Origin of the sequence: Rhizohabitans arisaemae, from assembly GCF_025996515.1 — a bacterium.
GTDB lineage: Bacteria > Actinomycetota > Actinomycetes > Streptosporangiales > Streptosporangiaceae > Rhizohabitans > Rhizohabitans arisaemae.
In genome coordinates this window covers 805,504-819,402 of sequence record NZ_BLRH01000034.1, presented here as the reverse complement: position 1 = coordinate 819,402, position 13,899 = coordinate 805,504, and the positions used below count along the sequence as shown (strand labels likewise).

The following is a 13,899-nucleotide window of genomic DNA, read 5'->3' as shown; positions in this document are numbered from 1 at the left end:
CCGTCAGCCGACCCGCTCGAACATTGTGATCGGAATGCCTTCACCGACGATCGTGAACTCGTTCAGCTCCCACGTCGACTTGTCGGTGGTCTCCCCGAACAGGCGCCTACCGGTGCCGAGGAGGACCGGGTAGGTCATCAGACGGATCTCGTCGACGAGGTTGTTCTCGATCAGCTCCTGCACGAGCCGGATGCTGCCGGGAACCGAGATCTCGCCGTCCAGCTCCCTCTTCAGCGTGGTCACCGCCTCGACCACGTTACCCCTGATCACGTGCGTGTTGTTCCATTCGGGGTCGACGAGGGTGCTCGACACCACGTACTTGGGCATGCTGTTGTACTTGTCGGCCAGGACACCGTCGCGCCCGGGCCAGGCGTGGGCGAAGGACTCGTAGGTCTTGCGGCCGATCAGCAATGCCTTGGCCGCCAGCGCCTCGTCTGTCTTGAACTTCTCGCCGTCCTCACCGCTGTCGAACGCGAAGCTCCAGTTCGGGTACTTGAAGTTCTCGCCACCGGGGGCTTCGACCACGCCGTCGAGCGAGATGAACTCGGTGACCACGATCTTTCCCATTCTCAACTTCCTCGTCGTCTCGTTTGCCGATGGGACCGGTGCTTCGGGAACCGCGTTCGACCGATGATCCGGTCTCGGTGCCGCCGTCGGCGGATACCGGATCCGCATGCGGCGTACCCATCGCTCAGGTGTCTAGTGGCCTTGGCCGAACCGCCGCAGTGCGGGGGCGAGTACGTGGGCGGGGGCGCTGTGCTGCTCGCCCTGCACGGGCAGCAGGGTCGCTGTCGGCAGGAGATCGGCCAGGGCCTGGGCCCCGGTGATCATCCACGGCATGGTGCCGGTGCCGTGCATGACCAGGACGGGTAGGGTGACCGCGGCCCAGCGATCGCGGGGCAGGGGGTTGCCCGACATGGTGTCGCCCATGATCCTGCCGTCGTAGGCGATGGTGTGCGCGACCGCTTCCACGACGGACCAGAACGGGCTCTGCCGGAATCCGGCCACGTCCTGGGCGGACCCGCCGACCGCCGCGGTCATGAAGAGTTCGGCCGCGTCCCCCGGGCGGCCGTCGGCGATGAAGGCGTCGAGCCGCTGAACGTAGTCGGCCGGGAGGGCGGGGCGACTGTCGTCGACCACGAACGGCGGTTCGAACAGGGCCAGCCGGGTGATCGGCAGACCGGCGGCCGCAGCCTCGAGGGCCAGGACCGCGCCGGAGGACCAGCCGAACAGCATGGCCGGTGCGCCGGCGTCGGCGATCAGCGCGGCGAGATCCTCGATCTCGCGCTCCACCGCGTACGGAGCGGTGTCCGTGCTCTCCCCGCGGCCGCGGCGGTCGTAGGTGTACACCCGGAACTCGTCGCCCAGTAACCGGCCCACCTCGGCGTTGGTCGGGTTGACGCCGCGGTGGGCGGTGGCACCGTCGACCATGATCAGCGGCTGGCCGTGGGCGCCGCCCCATACGTCGAATGCGAGCGTGGTGCCGTCTTCGGACCGGACAGTGCCCATCCTCGTTCTCCTCATCTCCAGTGGAACTGGACGGTACAGTACTCATTCTAGTACTGGACTGTCCAGTATGATCTGTTGGGGAAGATGAGGAGGGGTCGTGGATCGACTACCGGGCACCGTCCAGCAGGGATCCGGCGCGTCAGGCGCCGCCATGGAGGAGGGTCGCACCGCGCGGAAACGGCGGGCGATCCTGAAGGCCGCCACCGAGGTGTTCCTGCAACACGGGTATCTCGGCGCGAGTATGGACGAGGTGGCCGCCCGGGCCGCGGTCTCCAAACAGACCGTCTACAAGCAGTTCCAGGACAAGAAACACCTCTTCTCCGAGATCATTCTGGGGACCACCGTCCAGGTGGTGGCGGGACTCGGACAGGCCTACGCGAGCATCTTGGAGGAGACCCCCGATGTGGGGCAGGCCCTCCGTGACCTCGGCCGCCGCCTTCTCGTGGATCTCACGCGACCGGACGTCCTCCAGCTGCGACGCCTGGTCCTGGCCGAGGCCGATCGATTTCCCGACATCGCCACAGCCTGGTTTGAAGGCGCCTTCCACCGGTCGCTGGTGCTGCTGGGCGAATCGATGACGCGGCTGGCCGACCGCGGGGCGCTGCGTGAGCTGCCCGACCCGACCCTGGCGGCCTACCAGTTCGCCGGACTCGTCATGTACAAGCCGATGAACCAGGTGATGTTCGCCGGTACCGCGGCCCGGCCCGCCGCCGACGAACTCGACCGCATCGCCGACCGGGCGGCCGAGGTGTTCCTCGCGGCCTACGGACGGCCTGGACCTGCGTCGGCGGTGGGTTGACCTTCCCCTGGTGTGAGGCCGGAGCGGCCGCGGGTGCCGGGACGAGCAGGTGGACGCGGCTGAGAGTGCGGAGCGCCGTGGTGAGGTCCGCACGCCTCACCCGCGTCGTCCGGTACGGCCTGATCGAGCACGCCTTCCATCCCGCCTTCCCACCGGAACGGCATGCCGAGCAGGTGCCGTCCTGGTTGGGGAACCTATCCGCCGTACCTCAGCAGAAAATCTGAAGGCTCCCTCAAGTCCTGTTAGCCTCTGTGACGATCAACGGAGCGGAGGCAGCAATCTTCATCTACGAATTCGCCACTGTGGAGTGGATTTGGGACCAGCGAACCATTCGCCTCAATCTCCCCGGTGGAACCGAGCAGATGTTCTCCGGTAGCTACAACGAGGTCGTCCAGGTGCTGTCCGATCTCGGCAGCCAAGGCTGGGACGTGGCCACGAACACCGCCACCGGCAACTGGCTTTTCTGGACTCTGCGCCGCCAGCGCTGAGCAGGCCACCGGCCCTGAACCGCCGGAGCGAGCCGATCCGGCCTGGCCGTGCGCAAGGTCGGGTGCCGGACCGCCGGACGCGGTTCGACGGTCGGGTGGACCATCGGCACCAGGCAGGCGGTGAACGCCTCCGGCTCGACCTCGGGGACGGAGGTCGGATAGGTACGCGGGAAGCGCAGGAAGTCCCGGCCTCCGCCGCCGAGTCGGTCGCGTGTCACCAGGGCGTTCAGCTTGCCGGTACCCGGCACGCGTGACGGCGGCGAACCCACCGGCGACACCACGTTCGCGGACACGCCCGTGAACGAGGCAGAAGCCGTTCAACGCGGTCCCGACAGGAGGTGCCGGTACGGCTACCGCGGCCCGGGGCCGGACGAACCGAGTCCCCGGGCCGACGGTCTGGGCGCGGGTGACGGTGGTCAGCTCGGCCGGACGAGCCGGTTGCCCTGGTCGATCAGGCGGCGGAGCCTGGCTCCGAGCCGGACCGTGAGGGCGTCGTTGCCGGGGCGGTAACCGACCTGAAGCACGTCGTCGCGGAGGGTGAGCTCTTCGATCACGGGGACGAGGCGGCCGTTGCGGGCGTTCCGCAACTCCAAGACGACGATGCGGGTGGGCGTCGGCTTGCTTTTGCCGTCCTCACGGATCGACATCCGTTCGACTTTGGCTCCCGAGGCTTCGACCGTGCGCGCGATGGCGTCCAGCGTTCCCTCGATCGGCAGGTGGGTGACCCGGAGCGACGGGGAGCGGCTCGCGACCCTGCGGGCCGCCGGTTTGACCATGCGCAGCGCGATCAGGACGAGCATCACGATGACGAGCCCGGCCGCAAGCGCGGCGTAGGCGCCGGTTCCGCCCGCCATGCCGAGGGCGGCGCTGAGCCACAGGGTCGCCGCGGTGGTCAGGCCCCGGACGACGACGCCGTCCTTGACGATGGCGCCGGCGCCGATGAAACCGATGCCGGAGGCTATCTGGGCGGCGACGCGGGCCGGGTCGGCCACGGGGGCGCGGGGGATGTCGGTGAACCCGTAGGCTCCGCCGATGGCGAAGACGGCGGCGCCGACGGCCACCAGGGTGTGGGTGCGGATGCCGGCGACGTGGTCGCCGACCTCGCGTTCGAATCCGATGGCGATTCCGGCACCCGCCGCGGTGGCCAGCCGCAGGACGAGCTCGAATAGGTCCAGGTTGGGCTGCACGTGCCTCCTTTCTGGATTGCCTGCCCCGTGCGGGGCGTCTCATGGGGGGAGGGGCGCGGGGTCGCCAGGCTCCCGCGCCTGCCCCGGCCGGCACGGGGCCGGCCGGGAAGCCGATGGGGTGTACGCCCGCCCGGACCGCAGAGGGCATGTCGCCCGCGTGGATCACCGGAACGTTCTCGTCGGTGACGGTCCGGGCGCGGGTCTCGGCCTTGTCCCGGGCCGGCGGATGCCCTCGCGGACCGCCTCGAATGCCGGGTGCTCACGACCACGAGGCGTATCCGCCGGTCGGCGGCGCCTGCGCTCACGGGGGCGTCGCAGGTGGTCATCTCCTCATTCCAGCGTTTCACCGTCGCGTCCGGCCGGGGCTCGGGTACGCCGGTCGCGGTGAGGAAGTACAGCATCGGCACCAACGTGAAGGCTTCCCCGAACTCGTCCTTGGTAAGCATGCCGACACGTTCGGTATGGGACTCCCGTCGGCCGGTGGCGCGTGCGGACATTGTCGCTCCTCTGCTCGATTCCACCCCGCACTTGTGCCTTAGGTCATCTATGCTTACTTAATACCTCTAAGTAAATCTATGATCTATCGGATTGCTTATGTATCTTCAATAGAGCAATCTCATGAAGGAGACCTGGCAGTGAAAGTGATCATTGTGGGCGGCGGCATCGGGGGACTGGCCGCGGCGGTCGCCTTCCACCGGCGCGGCTGGCAGGTGGAGGTGCTGGAACGCGCCCCCGAGTTCACCGAGGTGGGTGCGGCCCTGTCGATCCAGCCCAACGGGTTGCGCGCGCTGGACGTGCTCGGCTTGGGCGACGTCCTGCGCGCCGCCGGGCCGGCCGACCCACCCCCGGGCATCCGGAGCAGGAGCGGGAGATGGCTGATCCGCAACGACGTCGACGACCTCAGGCGCCGCTTCGGCCTGTGGGTGACCGTGCACCGCGCCGATGTGATCGAGCTGTTGCGGGCGGCCGTACCCGCGGAGGCGCTGCGGCCCGGCGTCGACGTGCGCGAGGTCCGGCCCGAGGGCACCGTTCGCCACAGCGACGGCACCTCCACCGCGGATCTCGTGGTGGGCGCCGACGGCCTCCGGAGCGTGACACGGCGATCCGTCTGGCCCCAGGCCCCCGAGCCTCGCTATGTCGGATACACCACCTGGCGGCTGATCGCCCCGGTCCAGCCGGTCGACGGAATCGTGGAAACCTGGGGGAGCGGCGAACGGTTCGGGTATCTGCCGATGGCCGACGGCCGCGTCTACTGCTACATGTTCGCCAGTGCCCCCGCCGGGTCCCGCGGCGGACTGGACGATCTACGGATGCGCTTCGCCCGCTGGCACGAACCCATCCCCACCTTGCTGAGCTCCGCACATCACGACGCGGTCCTGCAGCACGACTCCTACGAGCTGCCGAACCTGCGCGGCTATGTCTCCGGGCGGGTCGCGATCCTCGGCGACGCGGCGCACGCCATGGCCCCCAACCTCGGCCAGGGTGCCTGCCAGGCGCTCGAGGACGCGGTCACACTCGCGGACGCGGTGGACAGGCTGGGCGTCCCCGCGGGGCTGGCGGCGTACGACCGGGCCCGCAGGCCGCGCACCCAGCAGGTCGTCCGGCTCTCCCGCCAGGTCGGCGCCCCCGCGCACTGGAGATCCACTGCGCTGGCCACCCTGCGCGACGCGGCCCTCCCCCTGGTGCCCGGCTCACTGGTCGGCCGTTCGATCGGTTCCGTCTACGCCTGGACCGCCTGATCCGCTTCGTCCACCGGTCACGTCACCGCGGGGCGGACGGGGTACGGGCGTCCGCCCCGTACCCCGTCCGCCCGGATCGAGGGGTGGCTCACAGATCGCGGCGGTGGAAGGCCAGTGCCGCGAGCCCGAGGACGAGGACGATCCAGACGCCGACCCAGACCAGGTACACGGCGGTGAGCGGGGCGCTGCTCAGGAACGCGAAGCCGCCCTTGAGCGCGGGGCCGCCGAGCCGCTCCAGCACGATCGGGTCCTGGAACGCGTTCATGGCCCCGCGCCACAGGCCGTCCGTCGGCAGCAGTACGCGGGAGACGGTGCCGGCGGCGGCCACGCCCTCGTTGCCGAGGGCCTGACCGACCACGCCGACCATTCCCGCGATCCAGGTCGCGCCGAACAGCCCGACCGCCATGACGCCCGACGCCATCGGCGAGACGACGGTCGACAGCAGCAGGCCCAAGGTGAGCAGCACCGTCGTCTGCGCCGCGAGCAGCGCCAGACCGGTCACCGGCTGCGGCGGCCAGTAGCCCAGGGTGCCCCAGACGATGAGGAACTGGGCGAGTCCGGCCACGACCACGACGCCGCTCCCGAAGGCCACGAGCCCCAGCCACTTGCCCAGCAGCACCGTCGAGCGGCGGACCGGCCGGGCCAGGACCGCCAGCGCGGTTCCCGACTCGATCTCGCCGGCCAGGGTGGGACCGGAGAGGAAGGCCGTGCCGAGCGCGGCGATCAGGCTCAAGCCGAACATCACCAGGTTGAGCACCTGGGCGGCGACCAGCCGGGTCTCCCCGCTGGTGAGCTCGGTGCCGTCGAGCTCCGTCCCGGCCAGGCGGGAGAACCCCCAGCCGCTGAGCGCCAGCAGCACGACCATCAGCAGGGCGAGCGCGCGCAGCACCCGCCGGCGGGCCGCCTCCCGGAGGGTGAGGGCGGCGAGGGTGAACACGGTTCGGGCGGTCAACGGTCCTCATCTCCGGGGGTGGCGCGCAGGATGTCCAGCAGCCGCTCTTCGAGGCTGATCCGCCCGGGCTCGACCGCGTGCACGCGGACCCCGAGGCCGACCAGGTCGGCCACGAGCTCCGGCACGGCTGCGGTGTCCTGGTCGGCGGATAGCGTCACGGTGTACGCGTCCCCGTCTCGGGTGAGGCCGCCGGCGGCGGCCAGCCGCGCCTCGGCCTCCGCGCCCACCCCGTCGAGCCGGAGCCGCAGCTCGCTTTGGCCGAGGAGTTCCGCCAGGGTGCCGGAGGCGGCGACCCGGCCCTTGTCGAGGACGACGACCCGGTCGCAGACCCGCTCCACCTCGCCGATGAGGTGTGAGTTGAGCAGGACCGCGACCCGGCGGGCCTTGAGGGACGTCAGCAGATCCCGGACGTCGGCCCGGCCGACCGGGTCCAGGGCGCTGGTCGGCTCGTCCAGGACGACGAACTCCGGACGGGCCACCAGGGCGACGGCCAGTCCCAGGCGCTGCTGCATGCCTTTGGAGAAGCCGCCGACCCGGTCCCCGGCACGGTCGGCGAGACCGACCAGGCCCAGGCATTCGCGCCGCTCCCGGGATGAGACCTGGGCGCCCGCGAGCCGGACGTGCAACGCCACCACCTCCGCGGCCGTGAGCCACGGCTGATACCGGAAGAGCTCCGGCAGGTAGCCGACGCGGCTCCGGGCACGCGGATCCCCCGCCGGCCGCCCGAGCAGCAGGACGTCCCCCGCGTCGGCCCGGACCAGACCGAGCAGGATCTTGATGACGGTCGTCTTGCCGGCTCCGTTCGGTCCGAGCAGGCCCACCACTTCACCGCGGTCGACCGTGAAGGACACGTCGTCGACCGCGGTCCGCCGCCGATACCGCTTGTGCAGGCCCGAGCACCACGCCGCCGGCGCCGGAGGCAGCTCGGCGAGCAGCCGCTCGGCGGCGTCGAGCGAGGAGCCGCCCTGCCGCGCGGCGGGGTCCCCGATCACCGGTCGCCCCGCAGTCCCCGGGCCACGGCCAGCACCTCGTCGGCGCTCAGCGAGCCCGCCACCGCGGTGACGACGCCGTCCTTCACCCACACAACGCCCGCCATCGTCCCGTCCCGGGAGGCGAGCACCGTGGCCGGCACCCCGCCGAGGTCGGCGGATCTCGCCGATCCCTGCGCCGACGTGAACAGGGGAAGGGTCAGCCCGGCGCCGGAGAAACCGCGAAGCTGCGACGCGACGTCCGCCGGCACCACCCGCAGGGACAGCAGGTAGTCGCGGGCCGTTTCGAACGGGACGCCCGAGGCGTACACGGCGGGTGCGGTCGCCCGTGCCACGATCAGGGCGGGCAGCGGGCGTCCCTGCGACCAGACCGCGGCGATGCCCGGACCGGCGACGAACCGGAACCGGCTGCCGTCCAGGCCCTTCGGCGGCGGTGGCACCGTCTCGCCCGCAGCCGCCGCGGTCCGCGCCACCTTCTCGGCCGAGAGGGTGAACGTCGCGCTCACCTGGCCGACCACGTGGTAGGCGGGTTCTCCCGTCACACCTCGGGGGAGCCTGCCCACCCGGGGGACGGACAGGCCGGTGGCCTGCTCGGCGGCGCCCGCGTCGGCGACCTTTCGGAGGTCGGGCCGCTCGCTCACCTCAAGGCTGCCGAAGGCGGACAGGTCGGGGATCTTCGCCAGCTCGGCCCGGGGGGCGGTGACCGGGGCGATCCGCTCGGCCCGGAAGATCTGCAGCCAGTCCGCGGCGGCCGCGGCTCCCGCCCCGGTCAGCAGGGCGACGGCGCCGATCGCGGCGACCACCGGGCTGCGCAGGCCCAGGCGCCTGCGGCGGACGGGAACGGCCGTGGCCTCCCGCCGGTCCGCGTCGTCGACCGCGCTCGACAGGCGGCGCCACCCCGCGTCCACGTCCACATCCACGGCGAAGTCGGTGCCCAGCGCGGCGCCGGCGACGGCCGCGTCCTCCTGGGCGGCCGCCAGCTCGGACAGGCACACCGGGCAGCCCGCGACGTGCTTGCGGTCGGCGTCGGCGACACCGGCCGGCTCGTCCAGGAGCCGGCGCAGCGTGCCGTCATTCGGATGACGCATGACGGTTCAACTCCTTGCGCAGAGCGGACTCGGCGCGTCGCACGGTGGTGCCCACGCTGCCGGGGGAGATATCCAGGGCGGCGGCGACCTCGGTGTAACTGAGGCCGCTGTGCCGCAGAACGAGGGCGACGGCCTGCCTACGGGGGAGCCGCGCCAGCGCCGCCCGGACCAGGCGGCGCTCGTCGCGGGTGACGACGGCGTCGGCGACGTCCGGGCAGACGGCGTCGCCGCCGTCGGCGTTCCCCTCGCGGGAGGCGCGGCGGCGGCCGGAGCGGATGTGGTTCAACGCGGTGTGCGCCGCGGCGACCGACAGCCACGCCGGTGCCTCCCCGGCCGGCACCGTTGAGCGCCCGAACGCCAGGAACACCTCCTGAGCCACGTCCTCGGCCTCGTCCCGGGAGCCGAGCACCCGGGCGGCGACCGCGACGACCCGCGGATACGCCGTACGGAAAACCTGCTCCAGGTCGGCTCGGACGACCTCTCGCCGCGGAGGACTCAACCCCACCACGCCATCCTTCCGCTCGGCTCGCCCGCTTACCACGCCGTGTTCCGCACCGGACAGGACGGTGGACGGCGCGCTCGCGCCATGCCCTGCAACGTTCACATCTGTAGAGCACCACCCGCGCCCCACATGTGACACCGGCCGTCGAAACGCGCGGTACGGGCACGTCGGAAGCCACGTCCCCCGACCGGGCGGCGGCCGGGGGACGTGGCTTCCGGGCCGGGTTTCAGGAGGTCGCCGGGCAGAAACGCGTGCCGAAGAGCGCGGTGAAGGTCTGCACGAAGTCGTTCCAGTCACCGTTCAGGTTGCCCACCAGGGTGTGGGTGCCCTTGCGGTCGCCCATCGCATACGACATCGAACCCTGGATGTAGCCGCCGCCGCCCCAGACCGTGACTCCGCACGGGAGCTTCTGGGCGTAGACGCCGAGCCCGTACCTGGTGTTCGGGACCCAGCCCGAGCCCTCCGTCGCGACCGTGGTGAACATCTCCTTCCGCTGGGCGGGCGGGAGGAGGCGGCCACCCAGCAGCGCGCGGAGGAAACGCTGGAGGTCCGCGGTCGTCGAGATCATGCCGCCCGCGGCCCAGGCCCAGCTCACGTCCATCTCGGTCACGTCGTGGATCTGCGCGTCGGGGCCGGTCTTCCCGAGTTTGGAGTAGTGGCGGGGGTGCGGGTCGCGGATCGTCCGCTCGGCGGTCGGCAGGTAGGTTCCCTTCAGCCCCAGCGGCCGGGCGACGCGGCGTTCGATCTCGGCCGAAAGGGTCGCGCCCGTCGCGCGCTCCACGATCATCCCGGCGAGGTTGTAGTTGATCTTTGAGTAGATGAAGCGCTTCCCGGGCTCTTCGGGAAGCGGGGTCTCCTGGCCGAGGATCGCATCGGGGAGTCCACTCGTGTGGTTGAGCAGCCGTCTTACGGAGATCTTGGTGCCGTCGGCGCGGAGGTGCTCCTCCACCACACCCGGCAGCCACTTCGCGACCGTGTCGTTCAGGGCCAGCTTGCCCTCGGCCGCCAGCTGCAGGACCACGGTGCCGACGAACGCCTTGGTAAGGCTTCCGATGCGGAAGTGCTCACCCGGTCGGCGCTTCTGCCCGGTCGCGGTGTCGGCGACCCCCGCCGTGCCGAACCACGGCCGTGCACGACCGACTCTGAGTTCGGCGACGATGCCGGGGCCGCCGCCGTCGGCCACGGCGTCGTCGAGCACGCGCTGGAGCCCGGCGGGACCTCGGTCGCGCTCGGCGGCGAAAGCCGCAGGGGTCGTCATGGCGGCCCAGGTCACGGTCATGGTGACGACGAGCCGGCCCGCGCGGGCGCGGAGCATGGACATTCTGTCTCCTTGGAATGAACGAAGAACGGAGGTTCAGGTGCGTTTGGCACCGAGTACGCCGCAGGGGTCACCGGCCGGGCTTGGGAGGCCCGGCCGGGCAGGGATGCCGGAATCGGCCGGATTCGGATCGCGGGCAAGCGCAGGGCTGCCACCCGGCGCCCGCAATACGGCCGGGTGGGGCACGCCGCGGTCGTCCGGCGGAGTGGAAACGGAGAGCGGTTCAGCCCATGCGCTGCAGGGCCTTCTCACGGCGCTCGGCCACGCGGGATCCGGACTCCCGGCGGGCCATTCGGCGGAGCACGATCGGGGCCAGGATCAGGCCGAGTACGGCCCAGACGCCCAGGACTCCGACGGTCTCCAGATGACGCCAGGACTCGCCTATCTCGACGGCCACGGCGGAGTCGGGAAGCAGCGCCGAACGCATGCCGAGGCCGAGCCAGTAGATCGGGAAGATCTGGGCGGTCCACTGGAGCCATTCGGGCAGGGAGGTGAGCGGGTAGAAGATCCCGGAGATCGCGATCAGGCCGAGGATCGGCAGGATGAGCAGCCCTTGGGCGCGGGCGGTGGCGAACACCGAGCCCAGGACGGCTCCGATGGGGAGGGCGGCCACCATGCCCAGGACCAGGACCCAGCCCAGGGTGAGCCAGGATCCGAGGCTGCCGACCGCCAGGCCGTCGACGATGAGCATGGCGGGGATGAGGAAGACGGCCAGATCGGCGAGGAGTGTCCCGGAGACCGAGATGATCTTGCCGATCAGATAGGCCCGCATGCCGTCGGGGAGTGCCTTGGCACGCAGCAGGGTCCCGTCCTCCCGTTCGCCGGTGAGCTGCTGGCTCATGCTGACCATGCCGAGGGCGACGTTCATGCCCAGAATGCTCGGCAGTGCCAGGGTGCTGAGCGCGAACCCGCTGGACCCGAACGCGTCCTCGCGGAAGTAGAACAGCCCGGCCAGCATCAGTCCCGGCCAGAGGAAGTGGGAGAACAGGTCGGCGCCGTTGGTGAACGACTGCCGCAGTTCGACGAACCCGCGGGTCCAGCCCGCCCGTATCGCCCCGGAGTTCATCGGAGGGCCTCCTCAGGTTCGCGGGCCGAGGCCCCGTACGGCGTGGACTCGGCCTGACGCACCAAGGTCAGGTAGGTCTGTTCCAGGGAGGCCCGGTGGACCTCCAGCTCCCGGATCGCGGTGCCGTGCCGCTGGAACAGTTCGTAGACGAAGGCGGTCGAGTCCGGGGTCGACCGGGTGTGGCGTTGCCCGTCCCGGACCCAGCGCACCTCGTCCTGGCCGACGATCCGCCGGGCCAGCTCGCTCGCCGTGCCGTCGGCGACGATCCGCCCGCCGTTCAGGATGACGATGCGGTGGGCGAGCTTCTCGGCCTCGGCCAGGTCGTGGGTGGTGAGCAGGATGGTGGTCTCGTCGTGGTCGGCCAGGCCCCGGACCAGGTCGTGGAAGTCGTGCCGGGCCTGCGGGTCGAGCGCGGCGGTGGGCTCGTCGAGGAAGAGCAGTTCGGGGCGGCCCACGATGCCGATCGCGACGTCCAGCCGGCGTCGCTGGCCGCCGGAGAGCGTTCTGACCTTCTTCCCGGCGTGCTCGGTCAGCCCGACCGCGGCGATGAGCTCGTCGGTGTCCCAGGGGCGCCGGACCAGGTCGGTGGAGTAGGCGGCGTAGAAGCTCCCGAAATGGGCGAGCAGTTCGCGCACCCGCCACTTGCCGTGGTCGCGCCAGGACTGCAGCACGACCCCCACCCGGGCCCGCCATGGTTCGCCCGCCTGGGCCGGGTCGGCGCCGAGCACCCGGATCCGCCCGGCCGACCGCAGCCGGAACCCCTCGAGGATCTCGATCGTGGTCGTCTTACCGGCGCCGTTGGGCCCGAGGAGGGCCAGTACCTCCCCGTGCCGCGCTTGGAACGTCACGTCGTGCAGGACGTCGCGGGCGCCGTACCGCATCCGCAAGCCGTCGACGTCGAGGACGACGTCGTCTCTGGTCGGTCTCATCTCACCTTCACAAACGTTCACGCCCCGCGACGGGGCGTCTTGATCACAAATGCGGAAGAGGTGCGTCGCCTGGCGACGCCGTCCCGGCGGAAGGCCGGTCAACGCCGGAATTCTGTTGAACAATTCAGAAAGCTACGTTGCATTTCCAAGAGCGTCAACATCGAAGTGGGGATTTGTCCGCTTGGGACCAGGCAATATTGGGTGATTGTTGCAATGGTGATGATGGTTAATGCAACCAGAGATGATCAATCGTTGCAATGTTCTGAGGATGAACGCATACTGGACCATCGGACGACAGGAGATGAGGACGGATGCCGGGCGGCAGACTGACCCACGAGGAGCGACGGCACATCGGAACGGGGCTGGCCGAAGGCCTCGGATACGCCGAGATAGCCCGGCGGCTCGACAGGCCGACGTCGACGGTCACCCGGGAGGTGGCCCGCAACGGCGGCCCCGACGGCTACCGGGCCGACCACGCCCACCACGCGACCGGCCGGCGTGCCCGGCGCCCGAAACTCACCACGCCGGGGGTTCCCGCCGCCGACGGCGCCGACGGGCATGACGCGGCGGCGCTGGGCGGATTCGTCGAGCGGTTCGCGGACCTGCTGGGTCAGTCGGGGCTGCCGCGGATGGCGGCCCGGGTGCTCACCTGCCTGCTCACCGTCGACTCCGGCAGCCTCACCGCCGCCGAGCTGGTCGGCCGCCTCCAGGTCAGCCCCGCGTCGATCTCCAAGGCCATCACCTATCTGGAGACGGCGGGGGTGGTACGGCGAGATCGCGGCGCCCATGGGCGGCGCGAACGCTACGGCATCGACGAGGACTTCTGGTTCCGCGCCTGGCTGACGAGCGCCCGGACGAACGAGATCTGGGCCGACGCCGCCCAAGGGGGAGCCGAGATCCTCGGCGCCGGCACACCCGCCGGGGCCCGGCTCGCCCAGATGGGCCTGTTCTTCCGGCGGCTCAGCAACGACATGACCGACGGCGGCGCCGCCACGATCGCGACCGACGACGCGCTGACCGTGCTCGCGGCGCTGGTGCACGCGGGCACGCCGCTGACCCCGGACCGGCTGTCCGCCGCGCTCGGGTGGTCCCCGGACCGCGTCGCCGAAGCTCTCCGTGAGGCCGAACTGCACCCCAGCGTCACCGATCCGGTCACTCTCGGGCAGACCGGCGCCGGCGCCTACACCGTTGTCGCCAGACCCGACCGGCTCACCGCGACCCAACGCCAGGCCCTCGGCCGGCACCGGTCCCTCGGCGTCCGATAGTCACGTTCGCGGGGTGAGCCAAACGGCCGCCCCGGCGGCCCCCATGCCGCCACGACGGCGGCGTCCGG

15 protein-coding genes are annotated in these 13,899 nt (G+C 71.1%); 5 read left to right on the top strand and 10 right to left on the bottom strand.

Annotation, left to right across the window (positions count from 1 at the left end; translation table 11 throughout):
- Nucleotides 1-3 precede the first annotated feature (3 nt).
- Nucleotides 4-567, bottom strand: a complete 564-nt coding sequence (locus RUR_RS19285) for a dihydrofolate reductase family protein (RefSeq protein WP_283136479.1) — start codon at nucleotides 565-567, stop codon at nucleotides 4-6.
- Between the two features lie 132 nt (nucleotides 568-699).
- A complete protein-coding gene (locus RUR_RS19280) occupies nucleotides 700-1,509 on the bottom strand; it encodes an alpha/beta fold hydrolase (protein WP_283136478.1) in 810 nt (269 codons plus the stop codon).
- Nucleotides 1,510-1,606: 97 nt separating this feature from the next.
- On the opposite strand from RUR_RS19280, the gene RUR_RS19275 reads away from it, so the two are divergent.
- The 3 genes from RUR_RS19275 to RUR_RS19265 all read left to right on the top strand — a co-directional run bounded on the left by RUR_RS19275 (nucleotide 1,607) and on the right by RUR_RS19265 (nucleotide 2,796).
- Nucleotides 1,607-2,308: a TetR/AcrR family transcriptional regulator gene (locus RUR_RS19275; protein ID WP_283136477.1), complete on the top strand. Its 702-nt coding sequence runs from the start codon at nucleotides 1,607-1,609 to the stop codon at nucleotides 2,306-2,308.
- An 80-nt stretch (nucleotides 2,309-2,388) separates the two neighbouring features.
- Nucleotides 2,389-2,532, top strand: coding sequence for a hypothetical protein (locus tag RUR_RS19270; RefSeq protein ID WP_283136476.1), 144 nt, complete (start codon nucleotides 2,389-2,391; stop codon nucleotides 2,530-2,532).
- Between the two features lie 27 nt (nucleotides 2,533-2,559).
- Nucleotides 2,560-2,796 carry a hypothetical protein gene (locus tag RUR_RS19265; RefSeq protein WP_283136475.1) on the top strand — a complete coding sequence of 79 codons (237 nt, stop codon included), beginning with the start codon at nucleotides 2,560-2,562 and terminating at the stop codon, nucleotides 2,794-2,796.
- A 416-nt stretch (nucleotides 2,797-3,212) separates the two neighbouring features.
- On the opposite strand, the gene RUR_RS19260 is transcribed toward RUR_RS19265, so the two are convergent.
- A complete protein-coding gene (locus RUR_RS19260; protein ID WP_283136474.1) occupies nucleotides 3,213-3,983 on the bottom strand; it encodes an MgtC/SapB family protein in 771 nt (256 codons plus the stop codon).
- Nucleotides 3,984-4,618: 635 nt separating this feature from the next.
- Here RUR_RS19260 and RUR_RS19255 point away from each other — a divergent pair.
- Nucleotides 4,619-5,722, top strand: a complete 1,104-nt coding sequence (locus tag RUR_RS19255) for an FAD-dependent monooxygenase (RefSeq protein WP_283136473.1) — start codon at nucleotides 4,619-4,621, stop codon at nucleotides 5,720-5,722.
- Nucleotides 5,723-5,810: 88 nt separating this feature from the next.
- Here the strand turns inward: RUR_RS19255 and RUR_RS19250 are convergent, their stop codons facing one another.
- The 7 genes from RUR_RS19250 to RUR_RS19220 form a co-directional block, all read right to left on the bottom strand.
- Nucleotides 5,811-6,674, bottom strand: a complete 864-nt coding sequence (locus RUR_RS19250; protein ID WP_283136472.1) for an ABC transporter permease — start codon at nucleotides 6,672-6,674, stop codon at nucleotides 5,811-5,813.
- The gene (locus RUR_RS19245; protein ID WP_283136471.1) at nucleotides 6,671-7,666 is read right to left on the bottom strand and encodes an ABC transporter ATP-binding protein; all 996 of its coding nucleotides are present in this window, start codon (nucleotides 7,664-7,666) and stop codon (nucleotides 6,671-6,673) included. The genes RUR_RS19250 and RUR_RS19245 overlap by 4 nt, the downstream gene beginning before the upstream one ends.
- Complete coding sequence (locus RUR_RS19240) at nucleotides 7,663-8,751, bottom strand: hypothetical protein (protein ID WP_283136470.1); 1,089 nt, start codon at nucleotides 8,749-8,751, stop codon at nucleotides 7,663-7,665. Before RUR_RS19240 ends, RUR_RS19245 begins: the two co-directional genes overlap by 4 nt.
- Nucleotides 8,735-9,256 (bottom strand): sigma-70 family RNA polymerase sigma factor, encoded by a 522-nt coding sequence (locus RUR_RS19235; protein WP_283136469.1) that lies wholly within the window; start codon nucleotides 9,254-9,256, stop codon nucleotides 8,735-8,737. Before RUR_RS19235 ends, RUR_RS19240 begins: the two co-directional genes overlap by 17 nt.
- Before the next feature lie 223 nt (nucleotides 9,257-9,479).
- Nucleotides 9,480-10,574, bottom strand: a complete 1,095-nt coding sequence (locus RUR_RS19230) for a serine hydrolase domain-containing protein (RefSeq protein WP_283136468.1) — start codon at nucleotides 10,572-10,574, stop codon at nucleotides 9,480-9,482.
- Between the two features lie 220 nt (nucleotides 10,575-10,794).
- Entirely contained in the window at nucleotides 10,795-11,637 is an 843-nt protein-coding gene (locus tag RUR_RS19225; RefSeq protein ID WP_283136467.1) for an ABC transporter permease, read from the bottom strand.
- Nucleotides 11,634-12,566 carry an ABC transporter ATP-binding protein gene (locus tag RUR_RS19220; RefSeq protein WP_283136466.1) on the bottom strand — a complete coding sequence of 311 codons (933 nt, stop codon included), beginning with the start codon at nucleotides 12,564-12,566 and terminating at the stop codon, nucleotides 11,634-11,636. The genes RUR_RS19225 and RUR_RS19220 overlap by 4 nt, the downstream gene beginning before the upstream one ends.
- Before the next feature lie 311 nt (nucleotides 12,567-12,877).
- On the opposite strand from RUR_RS19220, the gene RUR_RS19215 reads away from it, so the two are divergent.
- On the top strand, nucleotides 12,878-13,831 hold the full coding sequence (locus tag RUR_RS19215; RefSeq protein WP_283136465.1) for a GbsR/MarR family transcriptional regulator: 954 nt from the start codon (nucleotides 12,878-12,880) through the stop codon (nucleotides 13,829-13,831).
- Nucleotides 13,832-13,899 lie beyond the last annotated feature (68 nt).

What these genes read in the sequence shown, in the direction of transcription:
- RUR_RS19285 (WP_283136479.1), bottom strand. Translation starts at nt 567, where the DNA reads ATGGGAAAGATCGTGGTCACCGAGTTCATCTCGCTCGACGGCGTGGTC.
- RUR_RS19280 (WP_283136478.1), bottom strand. Translation starts at nt 1,509, where the DNA reads ATGGGCACTGTCCGGTCCGAAGACGGCACCACGCTCGCATTCGACGTA.
- RUR_RS19240 (WP_283136470.1), bottom strand. Translation starts at nt 8,751, where the DNA reads ATGCGTCATCCGAATGACGGCACGCTGCGCCGGCTCCTGGACGAGCCG.
- RUR_RS19230 (WP_283136468.1), bottom strand. Translation starts at nt 10,574, where the DNA reads ATGTCCATGCTCCGCGCCCGCGCGGGCCGGCTCGTCGTCACCATGACC.
- RUR_RS19225 (WP_283136467.1), bottom strand. Translation starts at nt 11,637, where the DNA reads ATGAACTCCGGGGCGATACGGGCGGGCTGGACCCGCGGGTTCGTCGAA.
- RUR_RS19220 (WP_283136466.1), bottom strand. Translation starts at nt 12,566, where the DNA reads ATGAGACCGACCAGAGACGACGTCGTCCTCGACGTCGACGGCTTGCGG.
- RUR_RS19215 (WP_283136465.1), top strand. Translation starts at nt 12,878, where the DNA reads ATGCCGGGCGGCAGACTGACCCACGAGGAGCGACGGCACATCGGAACG.